Raw genomic sequence first — 24111 nt, 5'->3', positions numbered from 1 at the left:
CGACCTTGAGCGTTTTGGACGAGATCATTGAGGGCGTGCGGGCCGATCTCGCCGAAAGGCAGCGCGAGGTTCCGCTCGACGCCCTGAAGGAGCGGGCGGCGGCCGCCCCCGCCCCGAAGGACGCGCTCGCCGCGCTGCGCTCGCCCGGCGTCTCGGTGATCGCGGAGGTCAAGCGCAGCAGCCCGTCCAAGGGCGCGCTCGCCGCGATCGCCGACCCCGCCGCCCTCGCCCGCGACTACGAGTCCGGCGGCGCGAAGGTGATCAGCGTGCTGACCGAGCGGCGCCGGTTCGGCGGCAGCCTGGAAGACCTCGCCGCCGTCCGCGCGAACGTGGGCGTCTGCGTCCTGCGCAAGGACTTCATCGTCACCTCCTACCAGCTGTGGGAGGCGCGGGCGCACGGCGCCGACATGGCCCTGCTCATCGTCGCCGCGCTGGAGCAGGACGCGCTGGTGTCGCTGGTCGAGCGGGCCGAATCGATTGGGCTGGTCCCGCTGGTGGAGGCGCACACCGAGGAGGAGACCGCGCGCGCCGTCGACGCGGGCGCCAAGGTCATCGGCGTGAACGCCCGCGACCTCAAGACGCTGCAGGTCGACCGGGGCGTGTTCGCGCGGGTCGCGCCGCAGATCCCCAAGGACATCGTGAAGATCGCCGAGTCGGGCGTGCGGGGCCCGCACGACCTGCTCGCCTACGCCTCCAGCGGCGCCGACGCCGTGCTGGTCGGGGAGAGCCTGGTGATCGGCAAGGACCCGCGCACCGCCGTCGCCGACCTCGTCGCCGCGGGCGCCCACCCGGCGCTGCGGCAAAGCGGCTGAGCGACTGGATAAGGTTGAGGGTATGCAGGTCGAACCGCTCCGGGAGCGATGGCAGGGCTTCACTCTGACCCGGTGACAAGCCCCTTCTCCTACGACAGGACGCGTTTTCCATGACCATCGACACCGCGCGCGGTGCCGTGCCCGATGCCACGGGCCATTTCGGATCGTTCGGCGGCCGGTTCGCGCCGGAGGCGCTGATGGCGGCGCTGGACGAGCTCACCCGCGAGTTCGAGACCGCCAAGCACGACCCCGCCTTCACCGCCGAGCTGGACGACCTCCTCGCGAACTACGCGGGCCGTCCCAGCCTGCTGACGGAGGCGAAGCGCTTCTCCGAGCGGGCGGGCGCCCGCGTGCTCCTCAAGCGCGAGGACCTCAACCACACCGGCTCCCACAAGATCAACAACGTGCTCGGGCAGGCGCTGCTGACCCGGCGGATGGGCAAGACCCGGGTGATCGCCGAGACGGGCGCGGGCCAGCACGGCGTCGCGACCGCCACGGCGGCGGCGCTGCTCGGCCTGGACTGCACCGTCTACATGGGCGAGGTCGACACCGAGCGGCAGGCCCTCAACGTCGCGCGGATGCGGATGCTCGGCGCCGAGGTCGTCCCGGTGACGACCGGCAGCCGCACCCTCAAGGACGCCTGCAACGAGGCCTTCCGCGACTGGGTCGCCAGCGTCGAGAACACCCACTACTGCATCGGCTCCGTGATGGGCCCGCACCCCTTCCCGATGATGGTCCGCGACTTCCAGCGGATCATCGGCGTCGAGGCGCGGCGGCAGTGCCTGGAGCTGACCGGCTCGCTGCCGGACGCCGTCGTCGCCTGCGTCGGCGGCGGCTCCAACGCGATCGGCGCCTTCCACGCCTTCGTGCCCGACGAGTCCGTCCGGCTGTTCGGCTTCGAGGCGGGCGGCGACGGCGTCTCCACCGGCAGGCATGCCGCGACGCTGGTCGGCGGCACCCTCGGCGTCATCCACGGCATGCGCACCTACCTGCTCCAGGACGAGGACGGCCAGACCCAGGAGACCCACTCGATCTCCGCCGGGCTCGACTATCCCGGCGTCGGCCCCGAGCACGCGTGGCTGCACGACTCCGGCCGCGCCGAATACCGGGAGATCACCGACGCGGAGGCGATGGAGGCGTTCTCGCTGCTCTGCCGGACGGAGGGCATCATCCCGGCCATCGAGTCCGCGCACGCGCTGGCGGGCGCGCTGAAGGTCGGCGCTGAGCTGGGCCCGGACGCGACGATCGTCGTGTGCCTGTCCGGACGCGGCGACAAGGACATGCACACGGCCGCCGGCTTCTTCGGCCTCATCTCCGAAGGGGCGGGCCGATGAGCGCCCAGACCGCCTACGACAAGGCCAGGGCCGAAGGGCGCGCCGCGCTCGTCGGCTACCTGCCCGCCGGGTTCCCCACCGTGGCCGGCTCCATCGACGCCCTGAAGACCATGGTCGACGCGGGCTGCGACGTCATCGAGATCGGGCTGCCCTACACCGACCCGATGATGGACGGCCCCACCATCCAGGACGCCGTCCACCAGGCGCTCGTCGGCGGCGTCCGCGTCGCCGACGTGTTCCGGACGGTCGAGGCCGTCGCCGCCACCGGCGTCCCCACCCTCGTCATGACGTACTGGAACCCCGTCGACCACTACGGCGTCGACCGGTTCGCCCGCGATCTCGCCTCCGCCGGGGGCGCCGGGCTGATCACGCCCGACCTCACGCCCGAAGAGGGCGGCGCCTGGCTGGAGGCGTCCGACGCGCACGGCGGCGATCAGGGCCTCGACCGGGTGTTCCTCGTCGCGCTCAGCTCCACCGACGAGCGCATCGAGAAGATCACCGCGGCGTCCCGCGGGTTCGTGTACGCGGCGTCGCTGATGGGCGTCACCGGCGCCCGCACCGCCGTCGACACCGGTGCCCCGCGCCTGGTGGAGCGCACCCGCGCCGTGATCGACAAGGCCGGGACCGGGCTGCCGGTCGGGCTCGGGCTCGGCGTCGGCAACGGCGCGCAGGCCGCCGAGGTCGCCCGGTTCGCGGACGGGGTGATCGTCGGATCGGCGTTCGTCCGCCGCCTGCTGGACGCGCCCGACCTGGCGTCCGGGCTGGCCGGCGTCCGCGCGCTCACCGAGGAACTGGCCGAGGGCGTCCGCGCCCCGCGCTGATCGTCCACCACCCGCTGACCGTCCGGCGACCGTGCGCGCGGAGCCGGTGACCGTCCGGCGGGCGTGTTGTGCGGGTCTGCCGAGCGGGCGGCGGGCGGGGCGCGATCGTGCGGACGCCGCCTCCGTGTCGTGCTTGTGCTGCCGCCGCTCTCCCGTAAGGTGTGTTCGCCGGGTGAGACGGTCCTGGAAGGATCACGATGACGCAAGAGATGACGGCGAAGGACGAGGCCGGCACGGCCGCGCCGCCGTTGCCGCCCGCATGGTTCCAGGTCACGGCCTGGATCCTGACGATCGCCGGGTTCGGGATCTCCGTCTACCTGACGATCGCGCACTACGACGAAGGGGCGCTGGTCTGCTCGGCGTCCAAGACCGTCGACTGCCACGCGGTCACGACCAGCGACTACTCCGCGCTGGCCGGGATCCCGATGCCGCTGCTCGGCCTGGCCTTCTTCGTCTCGTTCGCGGCGCTGATCACCCCGTGGGCGCTGCGGTCGACCTGGCCGCCGCTGCGCTGGGGACGGGTGGCGAGCGTGTCGGTCGGCGTGCTCTTCGTCGTTTACCTGGTCACCGTGGAATTGGCAATCTTGCACAAAATTTGCCTGTGGTGCACCGGAGTGCACGTCGTGACCGTCCTGCTCTTCCTTCTCGTTCTCATCGACGAATTCCGGCGGATCGGTCAAGTCGACTAGTCTCGCCGTCACCGCGCCGCACCGTGCCGGCGCGGGCCCATACGCAATAGGAGAAACCCCATGAGCAAGGCCGCACGTGAGCGGTCCGCGCGCGAGCGCCTGGCAGCCGAGCGCAAGCGGCAGGAGTCGCGCTCCAAGCAGCGGCGGCTGCTGGCCATCGTTCTCGGCTCGGTGGTCGCGGTGGCGGTCATCGTGGTCGGGACCGTGCTGATCGTCGACCAGCAGCGCAAGAACGGGCGGGCCGAGGCGCACAAGGGCGCGCTCGCCCCGCTCAGCCGCCAGGCGGACGGCTCCATCGTCATGGCCAAGGCCGGGGTGACCAAGCCGGAGCTGGAGATCTTCGAGGACTTCCAGTGCCCGATCTGCAAGCAGTTCGAGGAGTCCACCGGCAAGACCGTCCAGCAGCTCGCGCTGGAGGGCAAGGTCAAGGTCGTCTACCGGCCGTTCCACCTCTTCGGCCAGCAGAAGGACCCGATCAAGATCAACTCGCTGCGCTCGGCGGCGGCGGCGCTCTGCGTCCCGGCCGACAAGTGGGTCTCCTACCAGGAGACGCTCTACCGGTTCCAGCCCGCCGAGGGCGACGAGGGCTTCGCGCCCGACGACCTCGTCAAGTGGGGCAAGGACATCGGCGTCACCGACGCGAACTTCGAGAAGTGCGTCCGGGACGAGCAGAAGAAGCCCCAGGTCGACGCGATGACCAGGTACGCCCTGCAGACCCGCGGCGTCGACGGCACCCCGACGGTGTTCCTCAACGGCCAGAAGATGGACACGAACCAGGCGATGAACCCGGGCGCCCTGCGCGCGGCCATCGACTCGGCCCGCGCCGTCGGCTAGTGACGCACCGCCCCTGACACCGACGCGCCGAGCGCCGCGCCGTCCCCCCACGTCACGGTGGGAGACGGCGCGGCGCCGCGCTTTTCGATGCCCGGCGTCACCCGTCCCCGCTACGCTTCCGTGTGCGAGCAATCACGCACAGTGGCGATCGGGGGATCGATGAGCGAGCAGGGGAGCGGGACGACGGCACGCCGGCGGCTCGGGGACGAACGGGCGCGGGCCGCGGCGGCCCGGGAGCGGCGGCAGCGGCTGCTGGTGGTCGTGCTCGGCGGGGTCGTCGCGGCGGCCGTGGTGATCGCGGTGGTGGTCGTGGCCGTCTCGCGCAACAGCGGCGGCGAGACCTTCACCGACTCCTACGACGGGCCGCTGGCACCGGCGGCCCGGGAGCCGTTCGGCGCCGTCGCGATGGCGCGGCCGGGCGTCACCGCGCCCGTCGTCGACGTGTACGAGGACTTCCAGTGCCCCGCGTGCAAGGCGATGGAGCAGCGGATCGGCGGGACGCTCAAGCAGCTCGCCGCCGAGGGCCGCGCCAAGGTCGTCTACCGGCCGTTCCAGCTCTTCCAGCAGGAACCGCTGATGTCGAACTCGCGGCGGGCCGCGAACGCCGCCGCCTGCGCCCCGGCCGGCATGTGGGTCCGCTACCACGACAAGCTCTTCGCCGAGCAGCCCGTCGAGGGCGACCGGGGCTTCGGCAACGCGCGGCTGGTCGAGTGGGGCGCCGAGCTGGGCGCCACCGATCCCGCGTTCGCCGCCTGCGTCAACGGGTCCCAGAAGATCGACGAGGTGGAGAAGGCGAGCGCGCAGGCCGGGCGGGCCGGTGTCGACGCGACCCCGTACCTGGCGCTGAACGGCCAGAAGGTCGAGCCCGAAGTCCTCGGTTCGCCGGACGAGCTGAAGAAGGCCGTCGCCAAGGCGGCCGGGGCCCCGGCTCCGGCGCCCGGTGCCACCCGCTCGGGCGGGACGGCGATCGGCGGCGGCCCGGCGGCGTAGCGGAACCGGCACGGTCCGCCGCCGAATCGGCACGCTCCGCCGTGGGGGACGGCGCGTTCCGCGCCGGGGGCGGCGCTCCGCCCGTGAGACGGCGCGACCGGCACTCCGGAGGCGGTAACGTCTGCGGGCATGGAGCCGCTGGCTTATATTCCGAGTCCCTCGCAGGGTGTCTGGAACCTCGGGCCCTTCCCGGTCCGCGCGTACGCCGTCATGATCATTCTTGGCATCGTCGTCTGCGTCTGGCTGGGCGAACGGCGCTGGGCCGCCAAGGGCGGGACCCCCGGCGTGATCGTCGACGTGGCCGTGTGGGCGGTGCCGTTCGGCCTGGTCGGCGCGCGGATCTACCACGTCCTCACCGACTACCAGCGCTACTTCGGCGACAACGGCGACCCGCTCCGCGCGCTGGAGATCTGGAAGGGCGGGCTCGGCATCTGGGGCGCGATCGCGTTCGGCGCGGTCGGTGCGCTCATCGCCTGCCGGCGGCGCGGGATCTCCCTGCTCGCGCTCGCCGACGCCGTGGCGCCGGGCATCGTCCTCGCGCAGGGCATCGGCCGCTGGGGCAACTACTGGAACCAGGAGCTGTACGGGCGCCCGCTCGACACCTTCTGGGCCATCGAGATCGACAAGAACCGGCTCTCCGGGTACGAGGACGTCGCCACCTACCACCCGACGTTCCTGTACGAGTTCCTGTGGTGCGTCGGCGTCGCGATCCTCGTCATCTGGGCCGACCGCCGCTACAAGCTCACGCACGGCCGCGCGTTCGCGCTCTACGTCGCCGGCTACACGCTGGGACGCGCCTGGATCGAGGCGCTGCGCATCGACGAGTCCCACGAGATCCTCGGCCTGCGGTTCAACAACTGGGTGTCGATCATCCTGTTCCTCGGCGCGGTCGCCTACCTCTACGTGGCCCGCAACCGCACCGGCCCGGAGAACCTCGGCGCCCCCGTCGAGGAGACCGCGTCCGGCGCCCCGGCCACGGCCGCCCCCGCCGGAACGGAGCCGGACGACGACTCCACCCCGAAGGACGAGGCCGACGCCGACGCCGACGCCGCCGACGCGCCGACAGAGGTCGAGCCGAAGGCCGAAGAGGCCGAAGAGTCTGAAGAGGCCGAGGCGCCGGAGCCCGACTCCGACGAGGAGGAGCCCGAGGCCGTCACGGAGGTCGACGCGGAGGCCGAGGCCGACCCGGAGGACGCCGCCGGCACCAAGGTCGACACCACCAAGGCCGACGCCGACGGGGCCGACTCCGACTCCGACGAGGGCGCCGGGGCCACCAAGGCCGATGGTGACGCCGGCGCCGAGCGGGTAGAGGAAGCGGAACCCGAAGGAGAACCCGTCAAGGACGGGAAGTAGGAGTCAGCGAGGCGGCCGGTGCGCGGGAGATGAGCGGCGGGAAGCCCGGTGTGCGCCCGGAGCGCCACCACCAGCACCGCGACGTCACCGGCGGCTGGCTGCGGCCCGCCGTGTTCGGCGCGATGGACGGCCTGGTCTCCAACTTCGCCCTGATCGCGGGCGTCGCGGGCGGCCAGGCGGGCCGGCAGGTCGTCCTGCTGGCGGGCCTCGCCGGGCTGGCGGCGGGCGCGTTCTCCATGGCGGTGGGGGAGTACATCTCGGTCGCGTCCCAGTCGGAGCTGGCCGAGGCGGAGATCGAGGTGGAGCGCCGCGAGCTCGCCCGGCATCCCGGCGCCGAGGAGCGGGAGCTGGCCGAGGTGTTCGAGGCGCGCGGCGTCGACCCGGACACCGCCGCCGAGGTCGCGCGGCAGCTGTCCCGCGACCCGGACGAGGCCCTCCAGGTGCACACCAAGGAGGAGCTCGGGGTGACGCCCGGCGAGCTGCCGTCGCCGCTGCTGGCGGCGGGCTCGTCGTTCCTGTCGTTCGCGATCGGGGCGCTGCTGCCGGTGCTGCCCTACCTGCTGGGCGCGTCCTCGCTGTGGCCGGCGGCGGGCGTCGCCGCGCTCGGCCTGTTCGGCGCGGGCGCGCTGGTGTCGCGGGTGACGACCCGCGCCTGGTGGTTCGGCGGGGCGCGGCAGCTGCTGTTCGGCGCCGCCGCCGCGGCGATCACCTACGGCGTCGGTGCGCTGATCGGAACGGGCTGACCGGGACGCTCCCGCCCGGAGGCGCCGCCCGCCGTCCGGGGAATCTGGATGAAACGCCCTTTTGGCCACGCGAGAGGCGCCGGGGCCGCTAAGCTCCCGGTCGTGATCGAGGCTCGTGACACAGGCTCCCGCAAGACCCCGGGCAGGGGCCGCGGGCGCGACTTCTGGCCGGACGACGACACCAAGCCCGGCCGCCGGCTCCCCAGTCCGAAGCTGCTGTTCGGCGGGGCCGCCGCGCTGGTCGCCGTGGTCGTCGCGGCCGTGGCCGCGCTGCTCCTGACCGGCGGTGACGCGGCGGAGAAGGCGGCCCCCAAGCAGGTCCTCCCGACCGCGTACACGCCGGACTACAACGGCGAGGGCTTCCGCCAGATCGCCGAGCGGTCCGCCGACCGCCGCGCGATCACCGAGGGCGAGGCGTTCTCCGCCAAGGAGCTGAAGTCCGCCGGCTACTCCTTCACGCTCGCCGCGTCCGACCTGAGCTCGGACTGCAAGGCCGCGACGTGGGGCGCCCGCCTCCAGGGCGACCTCGCCAAGTTCGGCTGCAACCAGATCGCCCGCGCCGCCTACGTCAGCGCCGACAAGAAGCACGTCGGCCACTTCATCGTGATCAACCTGTCGGGCGTCGAGGGCGTCAAGCAGATCCTCCGCGACCTGGACCCGCGGACCAACGCGGGCTGGCCGGTCCTGCTGAAGGCGCCCGGCGTGCCCGCGACCGGCGCCGGGTTCAGCGCCGCCTACGCCAAGACCTACGGCCACTACGCGGTGCTGACGCTGGTGGAGCGGGCCGGCGGGGCACAGCCCGCCTCGCTCAACGAGATGATCGATGTGAGCCTGGTCATCGAGAACGCCGCCGACTTCCTGTACGGGCGGCTCGACCTGGCCTCCACCGGGACCCCGGGACAGTGATCCGGCCGCGCGCGGGCGTGTCACCGGCCGCCGGGCAGTAGTCTGCCCGGTCGTGGACCCCGATGAACCGTGGAACCCGATGAGCGTCGCCGCGGCGGACCCGGGCGGGTGCCGGTGACCCGCCAGGGCGGCCGCGGGCGGCCCGCCCCGCGCCGGACGGCCCCGGGCCGTGCCGGCGCGCCCCGCCCGCGCCCTGGGGCCCGCCGCCCGCAGCGCCCGGACCGTCCGGCACCGCCGCAGCCGCGCATGCCGTTCGAGGACGAGGCGCCCGGGTACCGGGACGCGTCCGGGCAGGTCCCGGCCCCGCGCCCCGGCGGCCCCCGCCCGAACCCCCGCGACGGCGGGCCTGATCCGCGGGCGGGCAAGGCGAACCAGCGCGGACGGAAGCAGAAGGCACGCGGACGGAAGCCGAACCGGCGCGACGGCGCGCCCGAAACCCGGAAGGCCGGCCGGGGCGGGTTCGGGCCGAAGATGTACTTCGGCGCGGCCGCCCTCCTCGGCCTGATCGTGCTGCTCGGGACGGGTGCCGTGGTCGCCCTGAGCGGCGGCGACGAGGCCCCGGTCCGCGACATGACCAGCGTGCAGATTGGGAAGCCCGCCGGGAACGGCCGCTCGCCCGTGTCCTACTCGAACTCGCCGTCGACGTCGGCGTACACGGGCATCGCCTCCCGGACCGCGGACGCCAAGCCGCTGACGATCGAGGAGGCGTTCCCGCCGTCGGCCACCGTGCTCACCATCCCCGACGACGGCGACGTCAAGCTGAGACTGCGCGCCAAGCGCCTGGACGCCGACTGCGCCGCCGCCGTGTGGGGCGGGACCGTCGGCGACGTCCTCGGCAAGGGCGGCTGCACGCAGGCGGCCCGGGGGATCTACTCCGACACCAAGAGCGGGTACGGGCTGGCCGTCGCCGTGTTCAACCTGGCCGGGACGGCGGACGCGGACCGGTTCGTCGCGACGCTGGAGAAGACGCTCGGCGGCGGATTCGTCCGGCCGCTGGAGGCCCCCGCCCCGCTGAACAGGTTCGGGCACGGTTTCGGGATGGCGCGCGGTCTGGCCATGGGGCACTTCGCCGTGGTCACGTGGGCGCAGCGCCTGGACGGCAAGGGCGACGAGAAGGACGAGACGCTGCTGTCCCTGCTGATCGAGGGCGGCAAGGCCCCGGCGGTGCTCGGCCGCGCCGCCCGCGCCTCCAACTGACGGCCCCCGGCCAGGTTCGGGCAGGTTTCCGGCGGATGAACGTAAACCTGGTGTGCCGGTGACGATGCTCACCGAGGTCAGCGCCGTGCGCGTTGGTCATGAAACGGTAAACTGGTCTAAACCACTGTGAGATGACGCACGGCCGATCGGGGTCCGGAAGTTTCGTGATCTGGTGCCTTCGGGCATGATCCCGGCAGTGATGTAATGTCATCTCACCGCAGCAGGGCCAACGTCGTCCCGAGCCTGCACTGACACAGAAGCAGTGACAAGACGACGACGGAGGGTTTCATGGCTGCTGCTGCCCTCACACCCGCCGGCCGAGAGCCCGGCCCCGGACCCGCGCCGGCGGGCCGCCCCCCCGCCCAGGGACTGTACGACCCGGCGAACGAGCACGACGCCTGCGGCGTCGGGATGGTCGCCGACCTGCACGGCCGCACGAGCCACGAGATCGTGCAGAAGGCGCTGACCGTCCTGAAGAACCTCGACCACCGCGGCGCGGTGGGCGCGGAGCCGGACGACGGCGACGGTGTCGGCATCCTCGTCCAGCTCCCGCACGCGTTCTTCCGCGAGGTCTGCGACTTCCCGCTCCCCGAACCCGGCGCGTACGCCGCCGGCATCGCGTTCCTCCCGCAGGACGGCGACGAGCGCGCCGCCGTCACCGCCCACGTCGAGACGCTCTGCGCCGAGGAGGGCCTGACGGTCCTCGGGTGGCGCGAGCTCCCGCACGACCCCGACTTCACCGGCCCGGCCGCCCGCCGCGTCATGCCCCAGTTCGCCCAGCTGTTCGTGGCGCCCGCCGCGGGCGGCCCGCACGAGGACAGGACGGGCCTGGAGCTCGACCGCGTCGTGTTCTGCATGCGCGAGCGCGCCGAGCAGGACGTGAACGTCTACTTCCCGAGCCTGTCCAGCCGGACGATCGTCTACAAGGGCATGCTGACGACGCCGCAGCTGGAGCCGTTCTTCCCCGACCTGTCGGACCGCCGCTTCACCAGCGCGATCGCGCTCGTCCACTCCCGCTTCTCGACCAACACGTTCCCGGCGTGGGAGCTGGCGCACCCGTACCGGTTCATCGCGCACAACGGCGAGATCAACACGGTGAAGGGCAACCGGAACTGGATGCGGGCCCGCGAGGCGCTGCTGAAGTCCGACCTGCTGCCCGGCGACCTGTCCCGGATCTACCCGGTGATCGACATCGAGGCCAGCGACACCGCGTCGTTCGACGAGTGCCTGGAGCTGCTGCACCTCGGCGGCCGGTCGCTGCCGCACGCGGTGCTGATGATGATCCCGGAGGCGTGGGAGAACCACACCGAGATGGACGCGGAGCGCCGCGCCTTCTACGAGTTCCACTCCACGCTGATGGAGGCCTGGGACGGCCCCGCCAGCGTCAGCTTCACCGACGGCACCGTCGTCGGCGCCGTCCTCGACCGCAACGGGCTGCGTCCCGGCCGGTACTGGGTGACCCGCGACGGGCTGGTCGTGCTGGCCAGCGAGGCGGGCGTGCTCGACATCCCGGCCGCCGACGTCGTCCGGAAGGGGCGGCTGCAGCCCGGCAAGATCTTCCTGGTGGACACCGCCGCCGGGCGGATCGTCGAGGACGACGAGGTCAAGGCGGAGCTGGCCGCCGAGCACCCGTACGGGCAGTGGCTGCACGAGGGCCTCGTCCGGTTCGAGGAGCTGCCGCAGCGCGAGCGGGAGATCCCGACGCACGACACGCTCGTCAAGCGGCAGCAGACGTTCGGGTACACGCTCGAAGAGCAGCGGATCATCCTGACGCCGATGGCGCGGACCGGCGCCGAGCCGATCGGCTCCATGGGCACCGACACCCCGATCGCCGTGCTGTCGGAGCGCCCGCGGCTGCTGTTCGACTACTTCAAGCAGCTGTTCGCGCAGGTCACGAACCCGCCGCTGGACGCGATCCGCGAGGAGCTCGTGACCTCGCTGCAGTCCACGCTCGGCCCGGAGGGCAACCTCCTGGAGCCGGGCCCGGACTCGTGCCGGCGGCTCGTGCTGCCCACCCCGATCCTCGACAACGACGAGCTCTCCAAGATCATCCACATCGATGACGAGGGGTCGCTGCCGCACCTGCACGCCCACGTCGTGCAGGGCCTGTACGACGTCGCGGGCGGGGGAGCGGCGCTGGAGGCCCGCCTGGAGGAGATCAACTCCGAGGTCGGCCGGGCCATCGACGCAGGCGCCCGCATCATCGTCCTGTCGGACCGCGGCGCCGACTCCGCCCGCGCAGCGATCCCGTCGCTGCTGCTGACCGGCGCCGTCCACCACCATCTGATCAGGGAGAAGACCCGCACCCGGGTCGGCCTGGTGATCGAGACGGGCGAGGCCCGCGAGTGCCACCACATGGCGCTGCTGATCGGGTACGGCGCGTCCGCGATCAACCCGTACCTGGCGATCGAGACCGTCGAGGACCTCGTCCGCGGCGGCGCCATCGAGGGCCTGGACGCCGGGAAGGCCGTCCGGAACCTGGTGAAGGCGTACGGCAAGGGCGTCCTGAAGGTCATGTCGAAGATGGGCGTGTCGACGGTCGCGTCCTACACCGGTGCGCAGATCTTCGAGGCGATCGGCCTCGGCGAGGACGTCGTGTCGCGCTGCTTCACCGGCACCACGTCCCGGCTCGGCGGCGTCGGCTTCGACGTGCTGGCCCGCGAGGCCGCCGAGCGGCACGCCCGCGCCTACCCGCCGGGCGGCAACGACCTCGCGCACCGCACGCTCGAGGTCGGCGGCGAGTACCAGTGGCGCCGCGAGGGCGAGCCGCACCTGTTCAACCCGGACACGGTGTTCAAGCTCCAGCACGCCACCCGCACCCGCCGCTACGAGATCTTCAAGGAGTACACCTCCAAGGTCGACTCGCAGGCGGAGAAGCTGATGACGCTCCGCGGCCTGTTCCGGCTGAAGGAGGGCGAGCGCGAGCCCGTCCCGCTGGACGAGGTCGAGCCCGTATCGGAGATCGTCAAGAGGTTCTCCACCGGCGCGATGTCCTACGGCTCGATCTCGGCGGAGGCGCACGAGACCCTCGCGATCGCGATGAACCGCCTCGGCGGCAAGTCCAACACCGGCGAGGGCGGCGAGGACCCGTCCCGCTTCACCCCGGACGAGAACGGCGACCTGCGCCGCAGCGCGATCAAGCAGGTCGCGTCGGGCCGGTTCGGCGTCACCTCCGAGTACCTGACCAACTCCGACGACATCCAGATCAAGATGGCGCAGGGCGCCAAGCCCGGCGAGGGCGGCCAGCTGCCCGGCCACAAGGTGTACCCGTGGATCGCCAAGACCCGGCACTCCACGCCCGGCGTCGGCCTCATCTCGCCGCCGCCGCACCACGACATCTACTCCATCGAGGACCTGGCGCAGCTCATCCACGACCTGAAGAACGCCAACCCGGCGGCGCGCGTGCACGTCAAGCTCGTCGCGGAGGTCGGGGTCGGGACGGTCGCGGCCGGGGTGTCCAAGGCGCACGCCGACGTGGTGCTGATCTCCGGGCACGACGGCGGCACCGGCGCGTCCCCGCTGACGTCGCTGAAGCACGCGGGCGCGCCGTGGGAGCTGGGCCTCGCCGAGACGCAGCAGACGCTGCTGCTGAACGGCCTCCGCGACCGGATCGTCGTCCAGGCCGACGGGCAGATGAAGACCGGCCGGGACGTCGTCGTCGCCGCGCTGCTCGGCGCCGAGGAGTACGGCTTCGCGACCGCGCCGCTGGTGGTGTCGGGCTGCATCATGATGCGGGTCTGCCACCTGGACACCTGCCCGGTCGGCGTCGCGACGCAGAACCCCGTCCTGCGGCAGCGGTTCGCGGGCAAGCCGGAGTTCGTCGTGAACTTCTTCGAGTTCGTCGCCGAGGAGGTCCGCGAGTACCTGGCGGCGCTCGGGTTCCGGTCGCTGGACGAGGCGATCGGCCACGTCGAGATGATCGACACCCGCGAGGCCGTCGAGCACTGGAAGGCGTCCGGGCTGGACCTCGCGCCGATCCTGCACACCCCGGACCTCCCGGACGGCGCCGCGTTGCACCGCACCACCGTCCAGGACCACGGCCTGGAGAAGGCGCTGGACAACACGCTGATCCAGCTGTCGGAGGGCGCGATCGAGTACGGCGACACGGTGACGCTGGAGCTGCCGATCCGCAACGTCAACCGGACGGTCGGCACCATGCTCGGCCACGAGATCACCCGGAGATGGGGCGGCAAGGGCCTGCCCGACGACACGATCGACGTCGTCTTCACCGGCTCTGCGGGCAACTCGTTCGGCGCGTTCGTGCCGCGCGGCATCACGCTGCGGCTGGTCGGCGACGCCAACGACTACGTCGGCAAGGGCCTGTCCGGCGGGCGGCTGACGCTGCGCCCGGCGGCCGACGCCGGGTTCGCGGCCGAGGAGCAGATCATCGGCGGCAACGTCATCCTGTACGGGGCGACGTCCGGCGAGCTGTTCGTGCGCGGGATCGTCGGCGAGCGGTTCTGCGTCCGCAACTCCGGCGCCACCGCCGTCGTCGAGGGCGTCGGCGACCACGCCTGCGAGTACATGACCGGCGGCCGCGCCGTCATCCTCGGCCGGACGGGACGCAACCTCGCGGCCGGCATGTCCGGCGGCATCGCCTACGTCCTGGACCTGGTGCCCGAGCGCGTCAACGGCGAGATGGTCGACCTGGAACCGCTCGACTCCGCCGACAAGGAGTTCGTCCACGCGCTCGTCGAACGGCACCTGGACGAGACCGGCTCCGCCGTCGCCCGCCGCCTGCTGGACGACTGGGACGCCGCCGCCACCCGCTTCACCAAGATCATGCCGCGTGACTACCGGCGCGTCCTTGAGGCCATGGCCCAGGCCGAGGCCGAGGGACGCGACGTGGACGAGGCCGTCATGGCCGCCGCGCAGAGCTGAGAGAGGGGGACTTCCTTCAATGGCCGACCCGAAGGGTTTTCTGACCGTCCGGCGGGAGCTCCCGAAGCGCCGCCCGGTCGACGTGCGGATCCGCAGCTGGTCCGAGGTCTACGAGGACTTCGGCCGCGACCGCCTGGAGAAGCAGGCGAGCCGCTGCATGGACTGCGGCGTCCCGTTCTGCCACCAGGGCTGCCCGCTCGGCAACCTCATCCCCGAGTGGAACGACCTCGTCTACCGCAAGGACTGGCACGAGGCGATCGAGCGGCTGCACGCCACCAACAACTTCCCGGAGTTCACCGGGCGGCTGTGCCCCGCCCCGTGCGAGAGCGCCTGCGTCCTCGGCATCAACCAGGACCCGGTGACGATCAAGCGGGTCGAGGTCGAGATCATCGACCGGGCGTTCGCGGAGGGCTGGGTGCGCCCGCAGCCGCCCGCCGTGAAGACCGGGAAGACCGTCGCGGTCGTCGGCTCGGGGCCCGCGGGCCTCGCCGCCGCGCAGCAGCTCACCCGCGCCGGACACGACGTCACCGTGTACGAGCGCGCCGACCGCGTCGGCGGCCTGCTGCGCTACGGCATCCCCGAGTTCAAGATGGAGAAGCGGCACCTCGACCGGCGCCTCGACCAGATGCGCGCCGAGGGCACCGTGTTCAAGACCTCGGTGAACGTGGGCGTCGACATCACCGCCGACGAGCTGCGCGCCCGGCACGACGCCGTCGTCCTCGCGGGCGGCGCCACCGCCTGGCGCGACCTGCCCGTCCCCGGACGCGAGCTGAACGGCGTCTACCAGGCGATGGAGTACCTGCCGCCGTCCAACCGGGCGCAGGAAGGGGACTACGCCGAGTCGCCGATCTCCGCGAAGGGCAAGCACGTCGTGGTCATCGGCGGCGGCGACACCGGTGCCGACTGCGTCGGCACCGCGATCCGGCAGGGCGCCGCGTCCGTCACCCAGCTGGAGATCATGCCGCGCCCGCCGGAGTCGCGCCCGGACGCGCAGCCCTGGCCGACGTACCCGATGCTGTTCAAGATGGAGAGCGCCCACGAGGAGCTCGCCGACCTGGGCGGCGACCGCGTCTACGCCGTGTCCACCACCGAGTTCGCCGGCGACGCGGACGGCAACGTCCGCGCGCTGAAGCTCGTGGAGGTCGGCGGGCCCGACACCGGGTTCAAGCCGGTCGAGGGCACCGAGCGGGAGATCCCCGCCGAGCTCGTCACCCTCGCCATGGGCTTCCTCGGCCCGGAGCGCGAGGGCCTGCTCGACCAGCTCGGCGTGGACCTCGACCAGCGCGGCAACGTGGTCCGCGACGACGACTACCGGACGTCCGTGGACGGCGTGTACGCCGCCGGGGACATGGGCCGCGGCCAGTCCCTGATCGTGTGGGCCATCGCCGAGGGCCGCGCCGCCGCCCGCGGCGTCGACGCCCACCTCACCGGCCGCACGTCCCTGCCGTACCCGATCCCGCCGACCGCCCGCCCGCTCGCCTGAGCGCGGGAGAAGGGACCTGAAGGCGCACCCCTCCAGGTCCCTTCTCCCGCATGTGATGTGCCAGCATCGGGGCATGGGAAGCGCGACGCCCGCCCTGGACACCGAGCTGCTCCGCCGCATGCGGCTGGCCAGGGACGCCATGGACCGCGACTGGGCCGAACCCCTGGACGTCGCCGCCGTCGCCACGCGCGCCGGCTACTCGCGCTACCACTTCGTCCGGCTGTTCCACGACGTCTACGGCGAGACGCCGGGCCGCTACCTGGCGCGGCGCCGCATCGAACGCGCCCAGGACCTGCTGCGCACCGCCAACCTGACCGTCACCGAGATCTGCATGCTGGTCGGCTTCACCAGCCTCGGCTCGTTCTGCACCCGCTTCAAGCAGGAGGCCGGGATGACGCCGACCGAGTTCCGCCGCCGCGCCCGCGCCACCGACTCGTCCTCGATCCCCGGCTGTTTCGTGATGTTCTGGGCGGGCGGCTTCCGCAAGGACCGGCAGTACCCGGCGGAATGACCTGGGGAGGCAGCAACTTTCGAGAAGGCCGCCGGGTGGTCCGCCTCCTAGCGTGTGACGGGCAGGTTCCGCGTCACGAAGGAGACACCGAAATGATCACCAAGCTGGGGCTGGCCACCGTCTGGGTGCTCGACCAGGACTCGGCCAAGGCGTTCTTCACCGAGAAGATCGGCCTGGAGGTCCGCGACGACATGACCCTCGGCGAGGGCGGGATGCGCTGGGTCACCCTCGGCGCGAAGGACCAGCCCGACCTCAGCCTCGCGCTCATGGTCCCGGGCCCGCCCACGATGGACCCCGGCTCCGCCGAGCAGATGAAGGCGCTCATCGCCAAGGGCGTCCTCGGCGCGGGGGCGTTCAGCACCGACGACTGCCAGGGCGACTACGACAGGCTGGCCGCGCAGGGCGTGGAGTTCATCCAGAAGCCGGAGAAGCGCCCCTACGGCATCGAGGCCGTCTTCCGCGACGACTCCGGCTGCTGGTACAGCCTCACCCAGCCCTTCGAGAAGCTCGACGAGTCCGCGTCGTGGGGCGACTGCGTCTCGTGAAGCGGGCCCGCGGGGGGCCCGGGCGCCGCGCCCCGGCCCCGGATGATCAGCCGGTCAGGCGCGGGCCGAGCTCCCGCAGGACGTCCACCAGCAGCTCCACGTCCGCCTTGGTCGTCCGCCAGTTCAGCGGCGCGGGCCGGAACACCGTCATGCCCCGGTATGTGCTCGTCCCCGCGAAGACGCGGCCGTCCGCGAGCAGCGCCTCGCCCAGGCGCGCGTTCAGCTCGTCCAGGCGCCCCTCCGGGACGCCGTCCGGACGGTACCGGAAGCACACCACGCACAGCTGCACCGGCGCGAGCAGCTCCAGGTCCGGCGCCGCCTCGACCAGCTCGCCCAGATGCAGCGAGACGTCCAGGTGCCGCTCCACCATCGCCCGGTAGCCGTCCCGCCCGTAGGCGCGCAGCGTCGCCCAGATCGGCAGCGCCCGCGCCCGCCGCGACGACTCCGGGCCCAGCATGTTGTAGTTGATCCGCTCGTCGTCGGCATCGGGCAGGTACGAGGCGCCCCAGGCGCCGAACGCGCGCGACATCAGCGCCTGGTCGCGGACGAAGGAGAACCCGCTCTCGTACGGCACGTTCAGCCACTTGTGGCCGTCCGCCGTCACCGAATCGGCACGTTCCACGCCCCGCGCGAGACGCGCCGTCCGGGGCGTGAGCGCGGCGAACATGCCGAACGCGCCGTCCACGTGCAGCCAGGCGCCGTGCCGCTCCGCAAGGTCGGCGAGCTCCTCGATCGGATCGGAGTCGCCCGTGTTGACCTCGCCGAGGTTCGCCACGATCACCGCGCGGCCGCCGACCCGGGCCAGCTCCTCGTCCATGGCGGCGAGATCGACCCGGCCCGCGTCGTCCCTTGAGAACGTCCGGAGCGTGTCCCGGCCGCACCCGAGGATCTGCAGCGCCTTGCGCGTGCTGACGTGCACCAGCCCGCTGCTGAACACCGGCATCGCCGGCAGGCCCGCGAGGCCGCGCGACGTCACGTCCACCCCGTACCGGTCAGCCCACCAGGACCGGGCGCAGGCCAGGCCCGTGACGTGCGCGAGCGTCGCGCTCGGGGTCAGCACGCCGCCGAACGACGCGGGCAGCCCGAACAGCTCCTTCAGCCACCGCAGCACCACCGTCTCCGCCCGCGCGGCCAGCGGCGACAGCACCCACAGGCCCGCGCCCTGGTCCAGCAGCGACGTCGTCCAGTCGCCCGCCATCGCCGCCGGCGTCGCCCCGCCCACCACGAAATGGAAGCACCGCGGCCCGGACGAGTGCGTCGCCGCCTCCGTCCCCACCCGCACCAGCCGCTCCACCGCCGCGACCGACCCGTCGCCCTTCAGCGGCAGCGGGCCGTCGAGCTCGTCCAGCAGCGCGTCCCGCGAGCCGTCGTGGACGGGACGCTCCGCCAGCCCGTCCAGGTACGGCCCCGCCGCCCCCGCCACCACGGCGAGCGGCTCACCTGCCACGTCACGTTCGTCAAGCGGATCGCTCATGGCGGACAGCAGACCACAAACACCCCCCGTCCGGTAGATCCCTCCCACCGCCGCCGCGCCGACCGGTCACGCCCGGCTTCCGTGCGCCCACTTGTAGTCTTCGACCAGGTCGGCTACCGTCCCGCCAGGGTTCACGACTCGGCGGCCGGAAGGACGGAGCCCTCCCGCGCCGGCGTGAATCGCGCGCTCCCGCACCCCGCACGCGGGACCTCAGGGGCCCGGCCACCCACCGCTGGGGTGGCCGGGCCCACCCAATTCCCCAGGCGTCCGTTTCCTACAAGACGGGCCGGGCGCGGCCGCCCTACGGTCGAGGCATGAAGGTCCTGCACGACACCGGCCTCGACCGCGCCGCGGAGTTCATGCGCGTCAACGGCCGCCTCATCGACCGGCACCGCTTCGCCCTCCACTTCCGGGGCGGCCCCGCCGGACCCGTCCTCGCGGCCCTGCGCGCCTACGAGAACCCGGACGGCGGCTACGGCCACGCCCTCGAACCCGACCTGCGCGGCGAGGCCAGCCAGCCCGTCCCCGCCCAGCACGCCCTCGACTTCCTCCACGAGGCGGGCGCGGACGACGACCCGGCCGTCGCCCGCATCGGCGACTACCTGACGTCGATCACCGCGCCCGGCGGGGGAGTGCCGTTCGTGCTGCCGGCCGTCCGCGACGCCCCGCACGGCCCCTGGTGGCAGACCCCCGACGACCCGCCCGGCGGCATCAACCCCACCGCGACCCTCGCCGGGATGCTGTACCGCGCCGGATCCGGCCACCCCTGGCTCGGCCCCGCCACGGACTTCTGCTGGCGCCACCTGGAGCGCGCGGACGCCGAACCCGGCCCGTACGACGCCCTCGCCATCCTCACCTTCCTCGACCACGTCCCCGACCGCGACCGCGCCGAGGCCGCCTTCACCCGCCACCGGGACGCCCTCGCCGCGCCCGTCACCCTCGACCCGCACGCGGAGGGAGCCCAGCACTTCCCGCTCGACTTCGCCCCGCACCCGGACGGCCTCGGCCGCCGCCTGTTCACCGCCGACGTCATCGACGCCCACCTCGACGCGCTGGTCGGCGCCCAGGACGACGACGGCGGCTGGGACGTCGCCTTCCCGATCTGGACGCCCATCACCCGCCCCGAATGGCGCGGCTTCATCACCGTCGAGCGCCTGAGGACGCTCCGCGCCTACGGCCGCCTCAAGCCGTAACGCCAACGGGCTCTACAGCAGGTTGCGGACGGGCTCGCCCGCCAGATCCCGCACCTCGTGCGCGAGGTGCGCCTGGTCGGCGTAGCCCGCCGCGAACGCCGCCCCGGCGAGCGGTTGGCCCGCCCGCGCCAGGGCCAGCGCCCGCTGAAACCGCAGCACCCGCTGCAGCGTCTTCGGCCCGTACCCGAACGCCGCCAGCGAGCGCCGCCTGAGCTGCCGCTCGCTGATGCCGAGAGCGTCCGCCACGTCCCGCACCGAGCCGCCCACCAGCCCGGACACCACCGGCCGGACGAGCGGGTCCGGAGGCCGCAGCCGCGCCCGCACCGCCGCGACCAGGGCCGCACGCGGGTCGGGCGCCGCCGCCACGGATTCGGCCAGCCGGTCCGCCTCGCCGCCCCACAGGTCCCGGAGCGGCACCCGGCCGTCCCGGATCGCGTCCGCCGGGACGCGCAGGACCGGCGGCGCCGTCCCCGGCCCGAACCGCACCGCCGCGACCGCGTCGCCCGGCCGCACCACCGCCGGCATCGGCCCCGTGTCCGGCCCGGCCACCAGGATCCCCGACGCCGACCACATCAGATCGACGCAGCCGTCGGGGACGACACGCTGCAGGAACGGCTCCGCGTCGTCCGGCAGCGCCGCCTCCCACGAACACGCCAGGCCCGGCTCCGGGTACTCGCGATATCCCGTCGGATTCACCCCTCCTGCATATCACCCGATATGTCGGGCAGGGCCCCGGGAAACCCCTCCTGAACAGGAGTACCGCCATGCCGAACAACGTTCTCCAGGGCAAGACCATCGCGTTCCTCTGCGCGCCGGAGGGCACCGAGCAGGTCGAGCTGACCGAACCGTGGGCGGCCGTCGAGCGGGCCGGGGGCACGCCCCGCCTGATCTCCACGGCGCCCGGACGCATCCAGGCGTTCAACCACCTCGACAGGGGCGACACCTTCCCCGTCGACGCCACCGTCGGCGAGACCGGCCACGACGCCTTCGACGGGCTCGTCCTGCCGGGCGGCGTCGCCAACCCCGACTACCTGCGGACCCAGCCCAAGGCCGTCGCGTTCACCGGGTCGTTCTTCGACGCCGGCAAGCCCGTCGCCGTCATCTGCCACGGCCCGTGGACGCTCATCGAGGCCGACGTCGTCAAGCGGCGCACGCTGACCTCCTGGCCGAGCCTCCAGACCGATCTCCGCAACGCCGGGGCGATCTGGGTGGACGAAGAGGTCAAGATCTGTGAAGAGCCACCGAACGTCCTGGTCAGCAGCCGTAAGCCCGACGATCTCAAGGCGTTCTCCCAGGCCGCCGTCGACGCGTTCAAGGGATGATCGTCCGCCGTGGTCTAGACCTCTGACCTAGACCATTCGGTGAACCCGAGGCGTCCGTAGCCTGCACAAACACGGATACCGGCGGGTAACTAAAGGGCGTTTCTGCTCGGAATCACTTGACCGAAGTCCTGCGCGGGACCCTTGGAACGAAGTACCCTTTGTGCACGTGACCCGTCGCGCGAAGATCGTCAGCACCATCGGCCCTGCCTGCTCCAGTCCCGAGCAGATCAACGCCCTCGTCGAGGCCGGCATCGACGTCGCCCGGCTCAACATGAGCCATGGCGACCATGCCGTCCACGAGGAGGTCTACCACCGGATCCGGGCCGCCGCGGACGCCACCGGCCGCGGTGTCGGCATCCTCGCCGACCTGCAGGGCCCCAAGATCCGCATCGGGCGCTTTCCCGACGGGCCCGTCCGCCTCACCCTCGGCGACGAGTTCACCATCACCACCGACGACGTCCCCGGCACCCGCCGCGAGGTGTCCACCACCTACGGGGGCCTGCCGGGCGACGTCAGCGCCGGCGACTCCGTCCTCATCGACGACGGCCGCGTCGCGCTCAAGGTCACCTCGGTCGAGGGCACCCGCGTGCACACCATCGTCACCGTCGGCGGCATGGTCTCCGACAACAAGGGCCTGAACCTGCCCGGCGTTCCGGTCAGCGTCCCCGCCCTCACCGAGAAGGACGAGCGCGACCTGCGCTGGGCGCTGCGCCTCGGCGTCGACCTCGTCGCGCTGTCCTTCGTCCGCACGCCCGCCGACGCCGACATCTGCTACCAGATCATGGAGGAGGAGGGCGTCCGCGTCCCCCTCATCGGCAAGATCGAGAAGCCGCAGGCCGTCGAGCGGCTGCCCGAGATCGTCGCCGCCTTCGACGGGATCATGGTCGCCCGCGGCGACCTCGGTGTCGAGCTGCCGCTCGAACAGGTGCCGATCGTCCAGAAGCGCGCCATCGAGCTGTGCCGCGAGAAGGCCCGCCCGGTCATCGTCGCCACCCAGATGCTCGAATCGATGATCTCCGCGCCGCGGCCCACCCGCGCCGAGACCTCCGACGTCGCCAACGCGGTCTTCGAGGGCGCCGACGCCGTGATGCTCTCCGGCGAGACCAGCGTCGGCCAGTACCCGGTCGAGTCCGTCCTGACGATGAGCCGCATCGTGCAGACCGCCGAGCAGTCGTTCCTGCACGCCACCCACACCCTGGAGCGCATGCCCGAGACGGTCGGCGGCGCCATCGCCCGCGCCGCCGCCGAGGTCGGCGCGATCGTCGGCGCGGAGGCGCTCGCCGCCTTCACCATGTCCGGCGAGACGGCCCGCCGGCTGTCGCGCTACCGCTCGCCGATCCCGCTGCTCGCGTTCACCTCGGTGCCCGCGGTCCGCGGCCGCCTCGCCCACGTCTGGGGCGTCGAGACCTTCGTCGTGCCGCACGCCGACCACACCGACGCCATGTTCGGCCAGGTCGAGCAGGCCCTCCTCGAACTCGGCCGCTGCCAGAAGGGCGACAAGGTCGTCGTCGTCGCGGGCTCGCCCCCCGGCACGCCCGGCTCGACGAACGCGCTCCGCGTCCACGCCATAGGCGACGCCATCGGAATCCAGCACTGACCGCCACCCCGGCCGGGCACCGCGCGACCGCACCCCGCGCGGTGCCCGGCACCTTTACACCCCACAGCGGCGACGCTCCACCCGACGGATCACCAACCGATCTCATTTCCACGTCGCATTGGAAACGCGCGCACGAGCGCGCCGATGCCGCGTCAATACTTGGCCCCCGCGAACGCGTCCGTCGCGCCACCGGCCGGCCGTGCCATCGGCACGACCGTCAGGGCCGCGGGATCCTGAGAGTGCGCGGGCGACGCCTCGTCCCGTAACGCCGTTCGCGGACGACCTGCACCGGGATACCGCAGGTGCCGGCTACTTAGTGGCCGGTCTCGCCCCTCGTGCGCACGGGCCCGCCGGACGTCCGCCGCGCCGTCCACGCCACCATGAGGTGCCCCGAGTGGGATTCGAACCCACACTTGATGGTGTTTGAGACCATTTCCTCTGCCATTGGGATATCGGGGCTCATGTCCTTATAAACCGGACATTTGACTTGTATCGACCGGGCAGTGCCCTGGCAGGGGCGGCTCAGGACAGGGTAGCGGGTTTCGGTAGGGTCGTGTGCGTGGAGAGCGCGCGGCGAGTGGTGATCGCGGAAGACGAGGCCCTGATCAGGCTGGACCTGAAGGAGATGCTTCAGGAGGACGGCTACGAGGTCGTCGGCGAGGCCGGGGACGGCGAGACGGCCGTCCGGCTGGCCGGGGAGCTGAAGCCAGACCTGGTGATCCTCGACGTCAAGATGCCGGTGCTCGACGGGATCTCGGCCGCCGAGCGGATCTCGGCGGAGCGGATCGCGCCGGTGGTGATCCTGACCGCGTTCTCGCAGCGCGAGCTCGTCCAGCGGGCGACGGACGCGGGCGCGATGGCCTACCTCGTCAAGCCGTTCTCCAAGACCGACCTGGCGCCGGCGATCGAGATGGCGGTCAGCCGGTACACCGAGCTGCGGGCGCTGGAGGCGGAGGTCGCGGGCCTCCAGGAGCGGCTGGAGACCCGGAAGGTGGTCGACCGCGCCAAAGGGCTGCTGCAGGAGGCGCACGGGTGGTCCGAGGCGGAGGCGTTCCGGTGGATCCAGAAGACGTCCATGGACCGGAGGCTCACGATGCGGGCCGTCGCGGAGGCGGTCGTCGCGGGCGCGACGGGCTCGCCGGAGGGGACGGGCCCGCAGGGCTCGGAGGGCGGCGGGTCGCGGGGGCCGGGCGAGTCAGCCGCGGGTTGACTCTTTAACCCTGTCATCCCCTGCGTTGTCAAGGTCCATTGCCAAGGTTCCGGACCGACCCTGGACGGTCACCGACCGTAATCATCCCTGGCAATGCCGGGTATCGGATGAGCACGGGGGCGTAACGAACGAGTAACCCTTCTATCCGGGGGTCCTGTTCTGGGGCGGCCTCACGGTGTACGACATACCTGGTCCCCGAGTGACCGATTTCTCCAT

At 72.5% G+C, this 24111-nt stretch carries 20 protein-coding genes and 1 tRNA gene; 18 read left to right on the top strand and 3 right to left on the bottom strand.

Annotated features, from left to right (window positions below):
* The first annotated feature begins 5 nt into the window (after positions 1 to 5).
* From trpC to ACH34S_RS13790, 14 genes are all read left to right on the top strand, one after another.
* Positions 6 to 812 (top strand): indole-3-glycerol phosphate synthase TrpC, encoded by an 807-nt coding sequence (trpC, locus tag ACH34S_RS13855; protein ID WP_395952970.1) that lies wholly within the window; start codon positions 6 to 8, stop codon positions 810 to 812.
* A gap of 110 nt (positions 813 to 922) precedes the next feature.
* Positions 923 to 2146: a tryptophan synthase subunit beta gene (gene trpB / locus ACH34S_RS13850; RefSeq protein ID WP_395952969.1), complete on the top strand. Its 1224-nt coding sequence runs from the start codon at positions 923 to 925 to the stop codon at positions 2144 to 2146.
* On the top strand, positions 2143 to 2967 hold the full coding sequence (trpA, locus tag ACH34S_RS13845; RefSeq protein ID WP_395952968.1) for a tryptophan synthase subunit alpha: 825 nt from the start codon (positions 2143 to 2145) through the stop codon (positions 2965 to 2967). The genes trpB and trpA overlap by 4 nt, the downstream gene beginning before the upstream one ends.
* A 197-nt stretch (positions 2968 to 3164) precedes the next feature.
* Complete coding sequence (locus tag ACH34S_RS13840; RefSeq protein WP_395952967.1) at positions 3165 to 3656, top strand: vitamin K epoxide reductase family protein; 492 nt, start codon at positions 3165 to 3167, stop codon at positions 3654 to 3656.
* A 60-nt stretch (positions 3657 to 3716) separates the two neighbouring features.
* Positions 3717 to 4490: a DsbA family protein gene (locus ACH34S_RS13835; RefSeq protein WP_395952966.1), complete on the top strand. Its 774-nt coding sequence runs from the start codon at positions 3717 to 3719 to the stop codon at positions 4488 to 4490.
* A gap of 159 nt (positions 4491 to 4649) precedes the next feature.
* Positions 4650 to 5480, top strand: a complete 831-nt coding sequence (locus tag ACH34S_RS13830; RefSeq protein WP_395952965.1) for a DsbA family protein — start codon at positions 4650 to 4652, stop codon at positions 5478 to 5480.
* A 129-nt stretch (positions 5481 to 5609) separates the two neighbouring features.
* On the top strand, positions 5610 to 6833 hold the full coding sequence (gene lgt, locus ACH34S_RS13825) for a prolipoprotein diacylglyceryl transferase (protein ID WP_395952963.1): 1224 nt from the start codon (positions 5610 to 5612) through the stop codon (positions 6831 to 6833).
* 29 nt (positions 6834 to 6862) lie between these two features.
* Positions 6863 to 7576, top strand: a complete 714-nt coding sequence (locus ACH34S_RS13820) for a VIT1/CCC1 transporter family protein (protein ID WP_395952962.1) — start codon at positions 6863 to 6865, stop codon at positions 7574 to 7576.
* 102 nt (positions 7577 to 7678) lie between these two features.
* The gene (locus ACH34S_RS13815) at positions 7679 to 8482 is read left to right on the top strand and encodes a hypothetical protein (protein WP_395952961.1); all 804 of its coding nucleotides are present in this window, start codon (positions 7679 to 7681) and stop codon (positions 8480 to 8482) included.
* A 108-nt stretch (positions 8483 to 8590) separates the two neighbouring features.
* A complete protein-coding gene (locus ACH34S_RS13810) occupies positions 8591 to 9679 on the top strand; it encodes a hypothetical protein (protein ID WP_395952960.1) in 1089 nt (362 codons plus the stop codon).
* A gap of 288 nt (positions 9680 to 9967) precedes the next feature.
* Entirely contained in the window at positions 9968 to 14560 is a 4593-nt protein-coding gene (gltB, locus tag ACH34S_RS13805) for a glutamate synthase large subunit (protein WP_395952959.1), read from the top strand.
* A 19-nt stretch (positions 14561 to 14579) separates the two neighbouring features.
* A complete protein-coding gene (locus ACH34S_RS13800; RefSeq protein WP_395952958.1) occupies positions 14580 to 16043 on the top strand; it encodes a glutamate synthase subunit beta in 1464 nt (487 codons plus the stop codon).
* Positions 16044 to 16116: 73 nt separating this feature from the next.
* Positions 16117 to 16554: a helix-turn-helix transcriptional regulator gene (locus ACH34S_RS13795; RefSeq protein ID WP_395952957.1), complete on the top strand. Its 438-nt coding sequence runs from the start codon at positions 16117 to 16119 to the stop codon at positions 16552 to 16554.
* Positions 16555 to 16646: 92 nt separating this feature from the next.
* Positions 16647 to 17099, top strand: coding sequence for a VOC family protein (locus ACH34S_RS13790; RefSeq protein ID WP_395952956.1), 453 nt, complete (start codon positions 16647 to 16649; stop codon positions 17097 to 17099).
* Between the two features lie 46 nt (positions 17100 to 17145).
* Here the strand turns inward: ACH34S_RS13790 and ACH34S_RS13785 are convergent, their stop codons facing one another.
* Positions 17146 to 18573, bottom strand: coding sequence for a pyridoxal phosphate-dependent decarboxylase family protein (locus ACH34S_RS13785; RefSeq protein WP_395952955.1), 1428 nt, complete (start codon positions 18571 to 18573; stop codon positions 17146 to 17148).
* Between the two features lie 314 nt (positions 18574 to 18887).
* Between ACH34S_RS13785 and ACH34S_RS13780 the strand changes: the two genes are divergently transcribed.
* A complete protein-coding gene (locus ACH34S_RS13780) occupies positions 18888 to 19766 on the top strand; it encodes a hypothetical protein (protein WP_395952954.1) in 879 nt (292 codons plus the stop codon).
* Between the two features lie 12 nt (positions 19767 to 19778).
* Here ACH34S_RS13780 and ACH34S_RS13775 read toward each other — a convergent pair whose 3' ends face one another.
* Complete coding sequence (locus ACH34S_RS13775) at positions 19779 to 20462, bottom strand: helix-turn-helix domain-containing protein (RefSeq protein WP_395952953.1); 684 nt, start codon at positions 20460 to 20462, stop codon at positions 19779 to 19781.
* Positions 20463 to 20530: 68 nt separating this feature from the next.
* On the opposite strand from ACH34S_RS13775, the gene ACH34S_RS13770 reads away from it, so the two are divergent.
* Together ACH34S_RS13770 and pyk are read left to right on the top strand one after the other, a co-directional pair.
* Positions 20531 to 21088, top strand: a complete 558-nt coding sequence (locus tag ACH34S_RS13770; RefSeq protein WP_395952952.1) for a type 1 glutamine amidotransferase domain-containing protein — start codon at positions 20531 to 20533, stop codon at positions 21086 to 21088.
* A gap of 166 nt (positions 21089 to 21254) precedes the next feature.
* Complete coding sequence (gene pyk / locus ACH34S_RS13765; RefSeq protein WP_395952951.1) at positions 21255 to 22685, top strand: pyruvate kinase; 1431 nt, start codon at positions 21255 to 21257, stop codon at positions 22683 to 22685.
* Positions 22686 to 23071: 386 nt separating this feature from the next.
* Here the strand turns inward: pyk and ACH34S_RS13760 are convergent.
* Positions 23072 to 23144, bottom strand: a tRNA-Leu gene (locus tag ACH34S_RS13760).
* 118 nt (positions 23145 to 23262) lie between these two features.
* On the opposite strand from ACH34S_RS13760, the gene ACH34S_RS13755 reads away from it, so the two are divergent.
* Entirely contained in the window at positions 23263 to 23895 is a 633-nt protein-coding gene (locus ACH34S_RS13755) for an ANTAR domain-containing response regulator (protein ID WP_395953330.1), read from the top strand.
* Positions 23896 to 24111: the final 216 nt, after the last annotated feature.

The organism is Actinomadura sp. 3N508, from assembly GCF_044326375.1.
In the GTDB taxonomy this organism is placed as follows: domain Bacteria; phylum Actinomycetota; class Actinomycetes; order Streptosporangiales; family Streptosporangiaceae; genus Spirillospora.
The sequence above is the reverse complement of the archived record's forward strand: the minus strand, read 5'-3'. Positions and strand labels throughout refer to the sequence as shown.

Bases quoted from the DNA above. Each gene is read 5' to 3' on its own strand.
- trpB (WP_395952969.1), top strand. From the start codon at position 923: ATGACCATCGACACCGCGCGCGGTGCCGTGCCCGATGCCACGGGCCAT.
- trpA (WP_395952968.1), top strand. From the start codon at position 2,143: ATGAGCGCCCAGACCGCCTACGACAAGGCCAGGGCCGAAGGGCGCGCC.
- ACH34S_RS13840 (WP_395952967.1), top strand. From the start codon at position 3,165: ATGACGCAAGAGATGACGGCGAAGGACGAGGCCGGCACGGCCGCGCCG.
- ACH34S_RS13835 (WP_395952966.1), top strand. From the start codon at position 3,717: ATGAGCAAGGCCGCACGTGAGCGGTCCGCGCGCGAGCGCCTGGCAGCC.
- ACH34S_RS13830 (WP_395952965.1), top strand. From the start codon at position 4,650: ATGAGCGAGCAGGGGAGCGGGACGACGGCACGCCGGCGGCTCGGGGAC.
- lgt (WP_395952963.1), top strand. From the start codon at position 5,610: ATGGAGCCGCTGGCTTATATTCCGAGTCCCTCGCAGGGTGTCTGGAAC.
- ACH34S_RS13820 (WP_395952962.1), top strand. From the start codon at position 6,863: ATGAGCGGCGGGAAGCCCGGTGTGCGCCCGGAGCGCCACCACCAGCAC.
- gltB (WP_395952959.1), top strand. From the start codon at position 9,968: ATGGCTGCTGCTGCCCTCACACCCGCCGGCCGAGAGCCCGGCCCCGGA.
- ACH34S_RS13800 (WP_395952958.1), top strand. From the start codon at position 14,580: ATGGCCGACCCGAAGGGTTTTCTGACCGTCCGGCGGGAGCTCCCGAAG.
- ACH34S_RS13795 (WP_395952957.1), top strand. From the start codon at position 16,117: ATGGGAAGCGCGACGCCCGCCCTGGACACCGAGCTGCTCCGCCGCATG.
- ACH34S_RS13790 (WP_395952956.1), top strand. From the start codon at position 16,647: ATGATCACCAAGCTGGGGCTGGCCACCGTCTGGGTGCTCGACCAGGAC.
- ACH34S_RS13785 (WP_395952955.1), bottom strand. From the start codon at position 18,573: ATGAGCGATCCGCTTGACGAACGTGACGTGGCAGGTGAGCCGCTCGCC.
- ACH34S_RS13780 (WP_395952954.1), top strand. From the start codon at position 18,888: ATGAAGGTCCTGCACGACACCGGCCTCGACCGCGCCGCGGAGTTCATG.
- ACH34S_RS13770 (WP_395952952.1), top strand. From the start codon at position 20,531: ATGCCGAACAACGTTCTCCAGGGCAAGACCATCGCGTTCCTCTGCGCG.